This window comes from Streptomyces sp. MNU89, assembly GCF_020982505.1.
Taxonomy (GTDB): domain Bacteria; phylum Actinomycetota; class Actinomycetes; order Streptomycetales; family Streptomycetaceae; genus Streptomyces; species Streptomyces xinghaiensis.
Map to the genome: position 1 here is coordinate 2890156 of NZ_JAJKLL010000001.1, position 14829 is coordinate 2904984.

Annotated in this window: 11 protein-coding genes and 2 pseudogenes; all 13 read right to left on the reverse strand. The window is 75.0% G+C overall.

Translation table 11 applies throughout. The features are described from left to right. Positions 1-50: 50 nt before the first annotated feature. The 13 genes and pseudogenes from E4N63_RS12335 to purN all read right to left on the reverse strand — a co-directional run bounded on the left by E4N63_RS12335 (position 51) and on the right by purN (position 14645). Entirely contained in the window at positions 51-1202 is a 1152-nt protein-coding gene (locus E4N63_RS12335) for a glycine betaine/L-proline ABC transporter ATP-binding protein (RefSeq protein WP_230240657.1), read from the reverse strand. Continuing rightward, on the reverse strand, positions 1199-2776 hold the full coding sequence (locus E4N63_RS12340; RefSeq protein WP_125624799.1) for a GMC family oxidoreductase: 1578 nt from the start codon (positions 2774-2776) through the stop codon (positions 1199-1201). Before E4N63_RS12340 ends, E4N63_RS12335 begins: the two co-directional genes overlap by 4 nt. A gap of 63 nt (positions 2777-2839) precedes the next feature. Beyond that, complete coding sequence (locus E4N63_RS12345) at positions 2840-4342, reverse strand: aldehyde dehydrogenase family protein (protein WP_230240659.1); 1503 nt, start codon at positions 4340-4342, stop codon at positions 2840-2842. Positions 4343-4585: 243 nt separating this feature from the next. After that, on the reverse strand, positions 4586-5575 hold the full coding sequence (locus E4N63_RS12350) for a malate dehydrogenase (protein ID WP_228429898.1): 990 nt from the start codon (positions 5573-5575) through the stop codon (positions 4586-4588). 648 nt (positions 5576-6223) lie between these two features. Then, the gene (locus tag E4N63_RS12355; RefSeq protein ID WP_230240660.1) at positions 6224-6802 is read right to left on the reverse strand and encodes a DUF2690 domain-containing protein; all 579 of its coding nucleotides are present in this window, start codon (positions 6800-6802) and stop codon (positions 6224-6226) included. Between the two features lie 484 nt (positions 6803-7286). Next, positions 7287-7457: pseudogene (locus tag E4N63_RS12360) on the reverse strand (helix-turn-helix domain-containing protein); the annotation flags it as partial. Between the two features lie 632 nt (positions 7458-8089). Next, the gene (locus E4N63_RS12365; protein ID WP_230240662.1) at positions 8090-8620 is read right to left on the reverse strand and encodes a DUF2690 domain-containing protein; all 531 of its coding nucleotides are present in this window, start codon (positions 8618-8620) and stop codon (positions 8090-8092) included. Between the two features lie 430 nt (positions 8621-9050). Further along, positions 9051-9311 (reverse strand): annotated as a pseudogene (locus E4N63_RS12370) (helix-turn-helix domain-containing protein); the annotation flags it as partial. Further along, on the reverse strand, positions 9308-10267 hold the full coding sequence (locus E4N63_RS12375) for a peptidoglycan-binding protein (protein WP_230240664.1): 960 nt from the start codon (positions 10265-10267) through the stop codon (positions 9308-9310). The gene E4N63_RS12375 and the pseudogene E4N63_RS12370, both read right to left, overlap by 4 nt. A gap of 512 nt (positions 10268-10779) precedes the next feature. Continuing rightward, positions 10780-11322, reverse strand: coding sequence for a DUF3017 domain-containing protein (locus tag E4N63_RS12380; RefSeq protein ID WP_230240665.1), 543 nt, complete (start codon positions 11320-11322; stop codon positions 10780-10782). Beyond that, complete coding sequence (locus E4N63_RS12385) at positions 11312-12193, reverse strand: bifunctional methylenetetrahydrofolate dehydrogenase/methenyltetrahydrofolate cyclohydrolase (protein WP_125626986.1); 882 nt, start codon at positions 12191-12193, stop codon at positions 11312-11314. The genes E4N63_RS12380 and E4N63_RS12385 overlap by 11 nt, the downstream gene beginning before the upstream one ends. 170 nt (positions 12194-12363) lie before the next feature. After that, positions 12364-13977: a bifunctional phosphoribosylaminoimidazolecarboxamide formyltransferase/IMP cyclohydrolase gene (gene purH, locus E4N63_RS12390; RefSeq protein WP_230240667.1), complete on the reverse strand. Its 1614-nt coding sequence runs from the start codon at positions 13975-13977 to the stop codon at positions 12364-12366. Beyond that, positions 13974-14645, reverse strand: coding sequence for a phosphoribosylglycinamide formyltransferase (gene purN / locus E4N63_RS12395; protein WP_125626444.1), 672 nt, complete (start codon positions 14643-14645; stop codon positions 13974-13976). The genes purH and purN overlap by 4 nt, the downstream gene beginning before the upstream one ends. Between the last annotated feature and the right edge of the window lie 184 nt (positions 14646-14829).

Genomic DNA, 14829 nt, shown 5'->3' on the forward strand with positions numbered 1-14829 from the left:
GAGCCGGGGCCCGGCCGTCCCGGGCAGGTGCCGGGTCGCGGATCGCGGTCTCATCGGGCCGCCACCGCCTTCTCGCCGGCTATCGCGGCCAGCAGACACCCGGCGTCGACGACGCCCAGGCAGCGCCCGTCCTCCATGACGCGGACGGGGGCGCCGGAGCGGGCGACGGTCCCGACGGCCTCGGCGACCGTGGTGTCCGGGGCGACCGTCTCCCCGGGCCGGCTCTCGCCGTCCTCGGCGGGCCGCATGGCGTTCCGTACGGTGACGACCTGTTCACGGGGCACGTCGCGGACGAAGTCCCGTACGTAGTCGTCGGCCGGGGAGCTCACGATCTCCTCGGGGGTGCCGAGCTGCACGATGCGGCCGTCCCGCATCAGCGCGATGCGGTCGCCGAGGCGCAGCGCCTCGTTGAGGTCGTGGGTGATGAACACCATCGTCCGCCCCTCCTCCCGGTGCAGGCGGATGACCTCCTCCTGCATGTCGCGCCGGATGAGCGGGTCGAGCGCGCTGAACGGCTCGTCGAAGAGGAGGACTTCGGGGTCGACGGCGAGCGCGCGGGCGAGGCCGACGCGCTGCTGCTGGCCGCCGGAGAGCTGGCCGGGGCGGCGGTGCTCCATCCCGGTCAGGCCGACCTTCTCCACCATGGCGGCCGCCCTGGCCCGGCGTTCGGCCCGGCCGATCCCCTGGATCTCCAGGCCGTAGGCGATGTTGTCGAGGACGGTGCGGTGCGGCAGCAGCCCGAAGTGCTGGAAGACCATCGAGGCCCGGTGGCGGCGCAGGTCGCGCAGGTGGGCGCGGTCCATGGCGAGCACGTCCTCGCCGTCCATGGCGAGGGTGCCGCCGGTGGGTTCTATCAGCCGGGTGAGGCAGCGGACGAGGGTGGACTTGCCGGAGCCGGAGAGGCCCATGACGACGAAGACCTCGCCCCGGTGGACGTCGAAGGAGACGTCGCGGACGGCCGCGGTGCAGCCGGTGCGCTCGCGCAGTTCGCGGGCGGAGAGGTCCGCGTGCGCGCTGCCGGGGATCTTGTCCGCGCCGGGCCCGAACACCTTCCACAGGCCGCGGACGGAGAAGACGGGGTCGGCGGGGCCCCCGGCCGGGGCTGCGGTGGCTGCGGTCTCGGCGGTCTCGGCGGTCTCCGCGGTATCGGCGGTGGCCGGGGCGGCCGGCGTGGCCGGCGGGTCGGTTTTCTCGGCGCTCATCGCGCGTCATCTCCCGGGGTCGTCGGGTCGGCGAGCAGGTCCGCGCACTTCTCCCCGACCATCAGCACGCCGATCATCGGGTTGACGGCGGTCATGGTCGGGAAGACGGAGGCGTCGGCGATCCGGATGCCGTCCAGGCCCCGGATCCGCAGGTGCGGGTCGACCACGGCGAGCGGGTCGTCCGCGGCGCCCATCCGGCAGGTGCCGGCCGGGTGGTAGACGGTGTGAGCCGCCTTGCGGGCGTACTCGCCGAGTTCCTCGTCCGAGGTGATCTCCGGTCCGGGGGCCACCTCGCGCTTCAGCCAGTGGGCGAGGGGTTCCGTCTTCGCGATCTCGCGGGCGAGCCTGATGCCGTCCACCAGCGTGCGGCCGTCGTAGTCGTCCTCGTCCGTGAAGTAGCGGAAGTCCAGGGCCGGTTTCACCGCCGGGTCCGCGCTGGTGAGGTACAGCCGGCCGCGGCTGCGCGGTTTGGGGATGTTGGGGGTCATCGACACCCCGTACGGGGGCTTCTCGTAGCCCAGCCGCTCGGGGTTGTCGGTGAACGGGATCTGGTAGAAGTGGAACATCAGGTCCGGGCCGCGGGACGCGGGGTCCCGGCGGACGAAGAGGCCCGCGTCCGAGTCCATCGCCGAGTTCTCCGGGATGGGCCCGTGGGTCTCCCAGACGATCACCGACTCGGGGTGGTCGAGCAGGTTCTCCCCCACCCCCGGCAGGTCGTGGACGACGGGGATGCCCAGCGCCTCCAGGTCCTCACGGGGACCAATGCCGGAGTGCAGCAGCAGCCGGGGGGTGTCGACGGCGCCCGCGCAGACCAGCACCTCGTGCCGGGCCCGCAGCAGCGTCTCCGTGCCGTCCGCGGCGCGGACGTGCACGCCGGTGGCGCGGGTGCCGTCCAGCTCCAGCTTGTACGCCCAGGTCTCCAGCAGGATGCGGAGATTGGGGCGGTCGCCGGCCTCGATGTGCGGGTGGAGGTAGGCGACGGAGGCCGAGGAGCGCTTGTTGGTCTCCGGGTGGTAGGCGAGGTCGAAGAAGCCGGCGCCCTCGTGGAACGGCCGCTCGTTGAACCCCTCGACGCGGGGGACGCCGGCGGCCTCGCGGGCGGCCTCGACGAAGTCCCGGGCGATGGCGTTCCGGTCCTTCTCGTCCACGGCGACGATGTTGTTGCGCAGCTTGCCGAAATAGGGCTCCATGGCCGCCGCGTCCCAGCCGGTGGCGCCCGCCTCGGCCCACTCGTCCCAGTCGCCGGGCAGCGGCTTGAAGCTGATGAGCGTGTTGTGCGAGGAGCAGCCGCCGAGGACCCGGGCCCGGCTGTGCCGGATGTGGGAGTTGCCGCGCGGCTGCTCCGTGGTCGGGTAGTCGTAGTCCAGCTCGCCGCCGAGCAGGCCCAGCCAGCGGCGCAGCGTGAGCACGTCGGGGCGGTCGATGTCGGACGGGCCGCCCTCGACGAGGGCGACGGTGACCGAGGGGTCCTCGGCGAGCCGCGAGGCGATCACCGAGCCGGCGGTGCCGCCTCCGACGATCACGTAGTCGGCGGCTGCCGGATCGGGGCGGGTGGTCGCGGACGGCGGTGGCATGGGTGGTGCTCCTCCTGGAAGAACGGTGCGCGTGAGGTCGGTGCGGCGGAGGTCCGGGGTGGGTCAGCCCGCGAACCAGCGCTGCGGGCGGGGGTCGAGGTTCTGGTAGATGTGCTTGGCCTCGCGGTATTCCGCGAGCCCCGCCGGGCCCAGCTCCCTGCCGGTGCCGGACCTGCCGAAGCCGCCCCACTCGGCCTGCGGCAGATACGGGTGGTAGTCGTTGATCCAGACGGTGCCGTGGCGCAGCCGTCCGGCGACGCGCCGGGCGCGGCCCGCGTCGGAGGTCCACACCGCTCCGGCGAGCCCGTACTCGGTGTCGTTGGCGAGGGCGACGGCCTCGTCCTCGTCGCGGAAGGTCTCGACGGTCAGCAGCGGGCCGAACGTTTCCTCGCGGACGACCCGCATCTCCCGGTGGCAGGCGTCCAGGACGGTGGGCGAGTAGAACCAGCCGGTGGCCGGGCGCACGGCGGAGGGCTCGGGGCGGGAGCCGCCGGCCCGGACGACGGCGCCCTCCTCGCGGGCCGAGGCGACGTACATCTCGGTCTTGGCGAGCTGCTGGGCGGAGACGAGGGGCCCGCACTCCACGCCGTCCTCGGTGCCGCGGCCGAGTTTGATCGCGGCGGCGCGGCGGGCGAGTTCGGTGACGAAGCGTTCCCGGACGGACTCCTCGACGATGAGGCGGGCGCCGGCCGAGCAGACCTGGCCGCTGTGGAAGAACGCGGCGTTGAGCGCCTGGTCGACGGCGGTGTCGAAGCCCTCCTCGGTGGCGCAGGCGTCGGCGAAGACGACGTTGGGGTTCTTGCCGCCCAGTTCCAGGGCGACCTTCTTCACGGTCGCGGCGGCGGCCCGGGCGACCTTGGTGCCGCTGGCCAGTCCCCCGGTGAAGGAGACCAGGTCGACGCCGGGGTGCTCGGAGAGCCGGGCCCCGACGGGGTCGCCGGCGCCGGTGACGAGGTTCGCGACCCCGGCCGGGAGCCCCGCCTCGGCCAGCAGCCGGATCAGGTGGACGGTGGACAGCGGGGTGATCTCGCTGGGCTTGAGGACGAAGGTGTTCCCGGCGGCGAGGGCGGGGGCGACCTTCCAGGACGCCTGCAGCAGGGGGTAGTTCCAGGGGGTGATCAGCGCGCAGACGCCGACGGGCTCGTGCACCACGACGCTGTGCACCCGCGGGTCGCCCGCGTCGACGACCCGGCCGCCGCTCTCGTGCTCCACGAGGCCGGCGAAGTAGCGGAAGGCCGCCGTCACGTCGTCGACGTCGACGCGGCCCTCTTCGAGGGTCTTGCCGGTGTCGCGGCTCTCGGTGAGCGCGATCTCCTCGCGGTCGCGCTGGAGCAGCGCGGCGACGCGGCGCAGCAGTTCCGCGCGCTCGGCGACCGGGGTCCGGGGCCAGGGCCCGGAGTCGAAGGCGCGGCGCGCGGCGGCCACGGCGGCGTCCGTGTCCCCGGCGTCCCCCTCGGCCACGAGCGCCAGGACGGTGGCGTCCGCGGGGTCGAGTACCTCGCGTGTGGCGCCGGATGCGGCCGCGCGCCAGATGCCGTCGATATGGAGGGTGTCGAGGGCCGACATGGGGGTTCCACCTTCTCTGCCTGGATGTGCGTGCCGGTGCGGTCAGGGTTGAGGCACCGGCGACGGGGAACCATCCCCCCTTGGCCGAAAAGTATGCGGAAAACTTAACGCTGAGTGTTTTTCCTCACTTACGGTTCGGTTAAGGCCCCTGACGGACGACGGCCCGCCGCCGGTCGTGTAGCAGACCGACGACGGGCCGTCGCCAGGCTCCGTACCGGCCGCGGGCCGGACCGGGGCGGCAGATCAGAGCAGGCCGAGACCGCGCACCGCGTCGCGCTCCTCCGCCAGCTCCTGCACCGAGGCGTCGATGCGGGCGCGGGAGAACTCGTTGATGTCCAGACCCTGGACGATCTTGTACGCGCCGCCCTCACAGGTGACCGGGAAGGAGGAGATCAGGCCCTCCGGGACACCGTAGGAGCCGTCCGACGGGATGCCCATGGAGGTCCAGTCGCCCTCGGCGGTGCCGTTCACCCAGGTGTGGACGTGGTCGATGGCGGCGTTGGCGGCCGAGGCGGCCGAGGACGCGCCGCGGGCCTCGATGATCGCGGCACCGCGCTTGGCGACGGTCGGGATGAAGGTGTCGGCGAGCCAGGCCTCGTCGTTCACGGCCTCGGCGGCGTTCTTGCCGGCGATCTCCGCGTGGAAGATGTCCGGGTACTGGGTGGCGGAGTGGTTGCCCCAGATCGTCAGCTTCTTGATGTCGGAGACCGCGGCGCCGGTCTTCCGCGCGAGCTGGGAGATGGCGCGGTTGTGGTCCAGGCGGGTCATCGCGGTGAAGCGCTCGGCCGGTACGTCCGGGGCCGCGGCCTGCGCGATGAGCGCGTTGGTGTTGGCAGGGTTGCCGACGACGAGGACCTTGACGTCGTCCGCCGCGTGGTCGTTGATCGCCTTGCCCTGGGGCTTGAAGATGCCGCCGTTGGCCTCCAGCAGGTCGCCGCGCTCCATGCCCTTGGTCCGGGGGCGGGCGCCGACGAGGAGGGCCACGTTCGCGCCGTCGAAGGCCACGTTCGGGTCATCGGTGATCTCGATGCCGCGCAGCAGCGGGAAGGCGCAGTCGTCGAGCTCCATCGCGGTGCCCTCGGCGGCCTTGAGTCCCTGCGGAATCTCCAGGAGGCGCAGCTTGACCGGCACGTCCGCGCCGAGGAGGTGACCGGAGGCGATACGGAAGAGCAGCGCGTAGCCGATCTGCCCGGCCGCGCCGGTGACGGTGACATTGACGGGAGTGCGAGTCATGTGCGATCTCCTGCTGCGGGTCGTGGTGGGTGTCCCTGCCCCATGTGATCTTCGGCCTCCCGGCCCGGTTGTGCCCGGGAAAAGCAAGGTGCGGGAGACCGGCGTCAGGCTATCCGACCGCGGCTCCGCGGGGCCCTGCCGCCCCTGTGTGTCCCGGCTCACGGCCTGCGGGGGCGGGGACGGACGGGGGCGGGTACGGCGGGGCACGCCGGGTGCGGGCTGCGCCTGCGGCTGTACGGCGGTGGCGGCGCGGAGTACGGGATGCGGGGGCGTGGGGTGCGCCGGGAGGAGGTGCGGAGTCGCGGGGTGGGGCGGCGGGGGCGGCCGCTCGTCGAGGAGGGGGAGACGAACGGCCGCCAAGGGGTGTGCCGCACCCGTGGGGGGGTTGTCGGTCGCCTGCCCCCGAGCGGCGGACCCATGCACCCCGGTCGGCGGAGAGAACCGGCCGGACCGCCACCGGGAGCGGTGACGGTCCGGCCTTCCGGTGAACGGCGGACCCATGGGCGAACGGCTGCCCCATCCGTCCGCGGCGGCTCCGTGGATGCAGGGCGGTCCCACGGGCGCACGGCGGTCTCAACGGCACGGCGGTCCCCACGGAGGCACCGGCCCCACGAGCGCGCGGCACTCCCGGCCCGGGGGCGAGGGCGGCTACCCCGCGGCGGTCGGTCCCCCCTCGGTCTCCGACGTGCCCGACCCGGTGCCGCCCGGCGGGGCGGAGGTCCCGGAGCCCGGCGGGGCGGGTGTCCCGGAGCCGTCCTCGCCGCTGGGCCGCGCGCAGCCCTTCTCACCGGCCACTGTGGTGCCGCAGACCTCGGCGTCGGCCGGCTCGCCGGCGGCCACCATCAGGGTGTACGCCTCCGTCACCCCGGGCTGCCCCCCGCTCCCCGCGGCGACCTCGGCGCTCTCGCTCTGCTTCCCCACGGCGACCCGCACCGAGTCGCCGGCGGCCGCCTCGGTGATCCGTGCCCAGACCGCACCGCAGACCTCGCTGTGCCGCATCTCGACGAACGCGGCGCCGACCCGGACCTCCGTGACCGTGCGGGCGTACTCACCGCCGCAGCCCTGCTCCTCGGGGTCCTCGCCCGTGCAGGCGTCACCCGAGCAGTTCACGCCCTCCGGGAGTTCCGTCGGCTCCGGAGTGGGTGTCGGCGTGGTGGCGACCCGGGCCTTGCCGTCCGCCGGGGCCCCGTCTCCGAGGTCGAGGAAGAACACGGCACCGGCGGTCACGGCCAGCGCCCCGGCCAGCCCGAGGCCGAACAGCAGCAGGCGCCGGGCGCCGCCGCCGGAGCCCGTGCTGCCGCCGGAGCGTGCGTCGCGGCCCCGCCCGGCCCGGCCCCGGAGCCGTCACGACGGACAGCGCGACGGTGTCGGGGGTCGGATGCCCGGGCTCGTCGGGAGCGGCGGCCGGGTGTCCGGGCGTTCCCCGCCCGGGAGCCGGCCGGCCGTACGAGGGCGCTCCGGGCGCCGTGGGTCCGGCTGCCGCGCCGCCGAAGGCCGGCCCGCCGGGGGCCGGTGGCCCGGCCGTGGCCGGTCCGGGAGCCGGCTGCCCGGGCGCGGATTGCCCGGGCGGCGGCGCCTGCCGTTGTTCCGTGGCGGGATCGTGCCCGGCCTCGGCGCGGGCCCAGGCCGCCTCGGCCCGTTCCCACTGGGCCGTGAGCGGCCCGGTGGCGTAACCCGTCACCTCGGCCAGCGCCACCACCGCGCCCAGCGGCGGCAGCAGACGGCCGTTCAGGTAACGGTCCCACGAGGTCTTGCTGTAGCCGGTACGGTCCGCGACGGACCCGACCCCCAGACCGCTGAGCTCGACGATCCGGCGGAGCTGTCCGGTGAACTCCCGTATTTGCGGGTCCAGTTCCTCCGGCAGCACCTTCCAACGAGGCATTGCCTCCCCCTGTTCCCCCCGCGTGTGCACAAGTACCCGGCCGCGGTGTGGCCTCCCAGCACAACACCGCCTGCCGTCAAGGATGTTCAGGATCAGGATGTCAGTTCCCCCGCGGCTGCGACACGGGTGTCCCCCGTTCGGGACGCGGGCGCCCGGGACGACGTCCCGCGCCGGCGGCGGTACGCCCGTATCCGTCCCGGTCGGGAGGGGTTGGGCCGTGGGGCCGGGCGGATACGGGGCCGGGGCGCGGCCCGGCGCGGCCGTTCGGAGCCGTTACCGACTGCCGACACACCGCGCACAGCGTGATCACGGCGTGCCGGAACGGTCACTTCCGAGCCACAGAGCACCCACCTCTCTTGTTCCCGAACACGCGGACGAAGAGGCTCTGAGCCAGGCGGAGCTCGTCCTGACCCGGGGGAGGGGACGGGCTCCGCCGTTCGCGGTGGCGCGGGATGCCCCACGGCCAACCTGCCTGGCACCCACAGGCGTTGGCCAACGGCCTCCGGGGCGGACGGGGCGTGGGCGGAGACGGCGTCGGGCAGGAGACGCGCCGGGCGAAAGCCCGGCCGGAGCACCCGTCGCCCGGCCCGGAGCGCCGCCCCGCCGGGCGCGGGGAGCCGGAGCCGTACCGGTCAAGTCGTGTCCGCACCGGCGGCCGCGGGCCCGGTCGCGTCCCCGTCCTCGGTCGCGTCCCCGTCCTCCGCCGTGCCGAAGCACTCGCGCTGCCCTCCCGTTGCCGGGAGCAGGCAGGCGCGGAGGGCCGACCGCTCTCCGGCCCCGATCATCGGTGTGTAGAGATAGCTCTCGGCGTCGTACCGGTCGGCCACGGTCGCCTGCTGGAACCGGCCGCCCGGGGCGGTGATCCGGATCCGGTCACCGACGCCCGACTGCCAGATCCGGGCCCATGCGGCACCGCACCGTTCGCTGTAGCGGATCTCCATGCCCGCACCCCCGGCCGTGCGGTGACCGCCGAGCGTCCGCACGGCGATCCCGCAGCCCATGCTCTCCGGGTCCTTTCCGTCGCACGCCGCTCCCCGGCAGCCCGGCGGCGGCAGGCTCGGCGATGCGGAGGCGGAGCCGCCCGGTCCCGCGGCCGCCCGTCCGCCGGAACCGTCGGGCAGGACACCGCCCAGGGCCAGCGCGCCCGCGACGGCCACGGTCACGCCGACCGCGGCGACGACCGCGGTCCGCCAACGCGCCGCGGGCGGCCATCGGAGCGGGCGGAGCGGGCGGCTGCCCGGGCCCGGCGTCTCCGGCCGGACCGCGACCGCTTCCCCGGTCGTCCCGGTCGTCGGTGTCCTCCCGGCGGGGGTGCCGGTGGGTGTGCCGGTGGACGGCTCGGCCGCGGCCGGCCGCGGCTCCGCTCCAGCGGCCTTCCCCGGTGCCGCCCCTGCGCCGTCCGCCCCGCCCCGCTCGGCTCCCGGTGGCCGGACGGTCTCCGCCCCGTTCCGGGCCCCTCCGTGCCGGCCCGTCCCCGGCCGTCCGGCCTCGCGGCGGGGTGCGCGCGGCGCGCGGGGGGCGCGGGACCGCCGAGCCGTAGGCCCCGCGGCCGCTCCACTCGGCGTCGGCCAGGTCCCAGAGCACCAGCAGCCGCTCCGGGCGCTCCCCCGCGAGCCGGCAGAGCGCTTCCACGGCCTGCCGCGGCACCTGCTTCTTCCCGTTGAGGTACCGCTCCCAGGAGGACTTGCTGTACGGGGTGCGCTCCGCGAGCGCCGCGAGGCTGAGCCCCGTCCCCTTCCGCAGCTCCCGCAACTCCTCGGCGAGACGGGCGCATTCGGGTGCCAGGCCGGGCGGCCGGGCGGCGGGCGCACGCCCCGGTCCGGGCGGGCGGGGAGTCCCCTGGGTCCCGGTCATCTGCGCAGCACTCCCCAGGTGTGCGGGCCGACCTTGCCGTCGACCACGAGTCCGTGCTCGTCCTGCATGCGTTTGACGGCCCGGGCGGTGAGATCGCCGTAGATGCCGTCGATGCCGCCCGGGGAGAAGCCGTGGTACTTCAGCAGGCACTGGGCCTCGACGACGTCCCACCCGGTGGTGGAGTTCTGGAGCACCGCGTCGCGGGTCGCGCTGTGCCCGGCGCCGAGGAGCCCGTTCTCCCGGCGCACGTCACAGCGGTAGGTGCGTCCCGGCTCGTAGACGAACGGGCCGTCGTGCGCCCGGGCGGAGGGCTCCGCCGGGGTGGAGGAAACGGCCGCCCCGGGAGCGGCCGGGGTGTCCCCGTCCTCCCAGGGCGCGGCGACCAGCAGCGCGGTCCCGGCGGCCACGGCGGCCACCGCGAGGCCGGCCACCACGGGTACTCGGAGGCGGCGGCGCCGGGTGGCCTCCGGCGCGCGGGCCGGATCCGGGCCCGGCCCGGGGAGCGGGTCCTCCGACCCGCCCGGGCGCGGTACGGGAGAGGCCGCCCGGGCCGTGCCGTCCTCCGCCGGTGCGTCTCCTGCCGGGCTGTCCCGCGCCGCGCCGTCCCCCGCTCCGCCGTCTCCCGCCGCGCCGTCCTCCGCCGGGCCCGCCTCCGCGCCGGTGCTCCCGGTCGCCGGGGCCCCGGCGGTCCTGCGTCCGGCCGCCTCGGCCAGTTCGTGGAGCACCAGCAGCCGGGTGGGGTCGGTGCCGCCGAGCCGGGCGAGCTGCTCCACCGCCTGGCGCGGTGGCAGCGCCTTCCCGTTGAGATAGCGCTCCCAGGAGGAGCGGCTGTACGCGGTCTTCCTTCCGAGCGAGACCAGGCTCAGCCCGCTGCGGTCCTTGAGCCGTCTCAACTGCACCACCAGGTGCCGCGTGCGCTCGTCGAGCGTGTCCGGCAACTGCTTCCAACGCGACATGCTCCACCTCATCCGCGTCCGGAGCCCCGGAGGGAGGTTATCCCCCACCACGCCCGAGAACTTGGCGGCGGAGCGCGGGGTTTCCCGGCCGGACATCCGAACCGACGGATTCCGGTCAGGGTCCCGTGCCCGGGCGCGTCCCCGCTCCGTACCGTTCCGGACGGCGTCCCAGCAGGTGGGAGCGGGTGGCGTCCCACGATCGCCCCCGCCGGCGGGCAGGCGTGGCGCCGCCGAGGAATGGCCCGCACTATCGGTTGTGCGACAAGGGCGGCGCGGTCCACCCCGCGCCGCCCCCACCCGGACCAACGGAACCTCCCGAACCACCCGAACCATCAGCACCACCGGCACCGCCCGCACCGCCCGCACCGCCCGGGGGGATCCGTCGCGGGAACGGGCCCGGAGACCTGGAGGGCGCCGCGCGGCACACAGGCCGCGGCGGCTCCTCCACACGGCGGCGGCCCGTCCTCTCACGGGGGAGAGGACGGGCCGCCGTCCGGGATACCGGGGCCGGGTCAGCGCACGGCGAAGCGGATGATCTTCTCCAGCCAGGGGATCTCCAGCCAGGGGTCGGGGAGCGACATCAGGGCCAGCAGCGAGATGAGGAAGCCCAGCACGCCGTAGGTCACCATGTCCGTGAAGCGGGACCGCACGGCCAGCATCCCCACTGACGGCAGCGCCCACCGCAGCACCGCCCCGGCGAGCAGCGAGAGCCCGATGAGCAGGGTGCCGACCCGGGACACGCCGAAGGCGACGAGGATCAGGCCGACCGCGGTGCCGCCCAGCACCGACAGCAGCGGCCACTGCCGTACCGGGGCCGGCGCGTCGCCCGGCGCCGCACGGCCGCCGCCCTCGGGACGGGCGGTGCTCCGGGTGAAGCGGGGGAAGCGGCGGCTGCGGCCCGGCCCGGAATCCCTGCCCGGTCCGGGGTTCCCCTCCGCCCCGTGGTTCCTCTTCGTCCCGTGGTTCCCCTCCGTCCCGCCCTCCGTCCCGGCGTTCCCCTCCGTCCCGGCGTTCCCGTCCGCCTCGCGGCTCTCCACGGCGGCCTCAGCCCGCATGGTCCGCGGTGTCCCGGACCCCGGCCTGCCGTTCGGCGGCCTCCACGACGTTCTGCAGCAGCAGCGCGCGGGTCATCGGGCCGACGCCGCCCGGATTCGGCGCCACCCAGCCCGCGACCTCCGCCACGCCCGGGTGCACATCGCCGACGATCTTCCCGCTCTCGTCCCGGCTGACGCCGACGTCCAGGACGGCCGCGCCCGGCTTGACGTCCTCGGGCCGGACGATGTGCGGGGCCCCGGCGGCGGCGACGATGATGTCGGCCTGCCGGAGCTGGGCGGAGAGGTCGCGGGTACCGGTGTGGCAGAGGGTCACGGTCGCGTTGACCTCGCGGCGCGTGAACAGCAGCCCGATGGAGCGGCCGACGGTCATCCCGCGGCCGACGACGGTCAGGTGCGCGCCCTTGGTCTCCACACCGTGGCGGCGCAGCAGCGCCAGGATGCCGTTGGGGGTGCAGGGCAGGGCGGCCTCCTGGTTGAGCACCAGCTTGCCCAGGCTCATCGGGGCGAGGCCGTCGGCGTCCTTGGCGGGGTCGATCAGCTCCAGGACGCGGCCCGTGTCGATGCCCTTGGGCAGCGGGAGCTGGACGATGTAGCCGGTGCAGGCCGGGTCCTCGTTGAGCTCCCGTACGACGGCCTCGATCTCCTCCTGCGTGGCGGTCGCGGGGAGTTCGCGCTGGATGGAGGCGATGCCGACCTGCGCGCAGTCGCGGTGCTTCCCGGCGACGTACTTCTGGCTGCCGACGTCGTCGCCGACGAGGAGGGTGCCGAGGCCGGGCGTCACGCCGCGGGACTTGAGCTCCGCGACGCGGGTGGCGAGTTCGGACTTGATCGCGGCCGCGGTGGCCTTGCCGTCGAGAATCTGGGCAGTCATGGCTTCATCCTCCCGGATGACCGGCGGCGGTGGCCAATGTGGTCCGCCGCGACGGGCGGGGCCCGCGGGGGTACGGGCGGTGGTGCGGGGCGCGGCACCGGCGGCCGGGGCCGCGCCGCCCGGAAGGGGCGCGGCGCCGGGCGGTCCGCGGGGTGCGGGGGCGGGCCGGCTCAGTGGAAGAAGTGCCGGGTCCCGGTGAGGTACATCGTGACGCCGGCCGCCTTCGCCGCCTCGGTCACCTGCTCGTCGCGGACGGAGCCGCCCGGCTGGACCACGGCGGTGACACCGGCCTCCAGCAGCACCTCCAGGCCGTCCGGGAACGGGAAGAAGGCGTCGGAGGCGGCGTACGCGCCGGCCGCCCGCTCCGCGCCGGCCCGCTGCACCGCGAGCTTCGCGGAGTCGACGCGGTTCACCTGGCCCATGCCGACGCCGACGGTCGCGCCGCCCTTGGCGAGCAGGATGGCGTTGGACTTCACGGCGCGGCAGGCCCGCCAGGCGAAGGCCAGTTCGGCCAGCCCGGCCTCGTCCAGCGCGTCCCCGGAGACCCGGGTCCACGTCTCGGGCAGGTCGCCCTCGGCCTGGAGGCGGTCGCCGTGCTGGAGGAGCACACCGCCGGAGACCGGCCGCAGCTCGTTCGCCCGGCCCGGGGCGCCCTCGACGCGCAGCACCCGGATGTTCTTCTTGCGGGCCAGCACCTCGACGGCGCCGTCCTCGTACGCCGGGGCGGCCACGACCTCGGTGAAGATCTCCGCGACCTGCTCGGCCATCGCCACGGACACCGGACGGTTGACAGCGATCACGCCGCCGAAGGCGGACAGCGGGTCGCAGGCGTGGGCCTTGCGGTGCGCCTCGGCCACGTCGGCGCCGACGGCGATGCCGCAGGGGTTGGCGTGCTTGATGATCGCCACGCAGGGCTCGTCGTGGTCGTGGGCGGCGCGGCGGGCGGCCTCGGTGTCGACGTAGTTGTTGAAGGACATCTCCTTGCCGTGCAGCTGCTCGGCGTTGGCGATCCCCTCGGGGGTGCCGTCGGTGTAGAGGGCGGCCGACTGGTGCGGGTTCTCGCCGTAGCGGAGGGTGCTCTTGCGGCGCCAGGTCTCGCCGAGGAACTCGGGCAGCGCGGTGACGTTCTCCGCGTGCTCGGGGGCGTAGCTGCCGGTGAACCAGGAGGCGACGGCGACGTCGTAGGCGGCGGTGTGCTGGAACGCCTCGGCCGCGAGCCGCTTGCGCGCGTCCAGGCCGAAGCCGCCGTCGCGGGCGGCGGCGAGGACGTCCCCGTAGCGCGCGGGGCTGGTGACCACGGCGACCGAGGGATGGTTCTTGGCGGCGGCGCGCACCATGGACGGCCCGCCGATGTCGATCTGCTCGACGCACTCGTCGGGGGTGGCGCCGGAGGCCACGGTCTCCCGGAACGGGTAGAGGTTGACGACGACCAGTTCGAAGGGCTCCACCTCCAGCTCGGCGAGCTGCTTGCGGTGCTCCTCCAGCCGCAGGTCGGCGAGGATGCCGGCGTGCACCCGGGGGTGCAGGGTCTTGACGCGCCCGTCCAGGCACTCGGGGAAGCCGGTCAGCTCCTCGACCTTGGTGACGGGCACGCCGGCGGCGGCGATCCGCCCGGCCGTGGAGCCGGTGGAGACCAGCTCGACCCCGGCCTCGTGCAGCCCCCGGGCCAGCTCCTCCAGGCCGGTCTTGTCGTAGACGCTGACCAGCGCGCGGCGGATGGGCCGCTGCGTGCCGTCGGGGCCGTGGAGGCCCGCGGGGCCCGCGGGGCCTTCAGGAGTGGTCATGGGATCTGTACCTTTCGTCCCTCGATGCGATAGCCGTTGCGGGCCAGGCGCCCCACGACATCGACGAGCAGCCGTCGTTCGACTTCCTTGATCCGCTCATGGAGCGCCGCTCCCCCGTCCTCGTGGTCCTCGTCCCGGACCTCGACCACGCCCTGGGCGATGACCGGTCCGGTGTCGACGCCGTCGTCGACGAAGTGGACGGTGCAGCCGGTCACCCCGACCCCGTACGCGAGGGCGTCGCGCACGGCGTGGGCGCCGGGGAAGCTGGGGAGCAGCGCGGGGTGGGTGTTGATGAACCGCCCCCCGAACCGGGCGAGGAATTCCTTGCCCACGATTTTCATGAAACCCGCCGAGACCACGAGGTCCGGTGCGAAGCGGGCGGTGGCCTCGGTGAGCGCCCGGTCCCAGGCCGCCCGGTCCGGGTGGTCGCCGAGACGGCAGACGAACGTCGGCAGCCCGGCGCGCTCGGCGCGCTCCAGGCCGGCGATGCCGTCGCGGTCGGCGCCGACGGCGACGATCTCGGCGCCGTACGAGCCGTCCGGGGCGGCCGCGACCGCGTCGAGCAGCGCCTGGAGATTCGTACCGGAGCCGGAGACCAGCACCACCAGCCGGGCGGGCCGGCCCCCGGCCGGAGTCCGGGAGCGGGCGCGAAGAGGGGGCGAGGACACGGCGGAACTCTTTCTCACGGGGCGCAGGTTTGTGGGGTCGCACAAGCGAGGAGCATCCTGGTGTCCGGAAGACCCTACGAAGCCGCCGACCACGGGCCACGATACCGGCACCGCGGGCAGCCCCCGCGGGACGGGGGCGCGCGCGGGAGGTAGCGTGCGTCTCAGACACCGACGTCACTCCGAG

Excerpts from the sequence above, each read along its gene's own strand:
- E4N63_RS12350 (WP_228429898.1), bottom strand. The coding sequence starts at position 5,575 with ATGACTCGCACTCCCGTCAATGTCACCGTCACCGGCGCGGCCGGGCAG.
- E4N63_RS12385 (WP_125626986.1), bottom strand. The coding sequence starts at position 12,193 with ATGACTGCCCAGATTCTCGACGGCAAGGCCACCGCGGCCGCGATCAAG.
- E4N63_RS12340 (WP_125624799.1), bottom strand. The coding sequence starts at position 2,776 with ATGCCACCGCCGTCCGCGACCACCCGCCCCGATCCGGCAGCCGCCGAC.
- E4N63_RS12335 (WP_230240657.1), bottom strand. The coding sequence starts at position 1,202 with ATGAGCGCCGAGAAAACCGACCCGCCGGCCACGCCGGCCGCCCCGGCC.
- E4N63_RS12375 (WP_230240664.1), bottom strand. The coding sequence starts at position 10,267 with ATGTCGCGTTGGAAGCAGTTGCCGGACACGCTCGACGAGCGCACGCGG.
- purH (WP_230240667.1), bottom strand. The coding sequence starts at position 13,977 with ATGACCACTCCTGAAGGCCCCGCGGGCCCCGCGGGCCTCCACGGCCCC.
- E4N63_RS12380 (WP_230240665.1), bottom strand. The coding sequence starts at position 11,322 with ATGCGGGCTGAGGCCGCCGTGGAGAGCCGCGAGGCGGACGGGAACGCC.
- E4N63_RS12345 (WP_230240659.1), bottom strand. The coding sequence starts at position 4,342 with ATGTCGGCCCTCGACACCCTCCATATCGACGGCATCTGGCGCGCGGCC.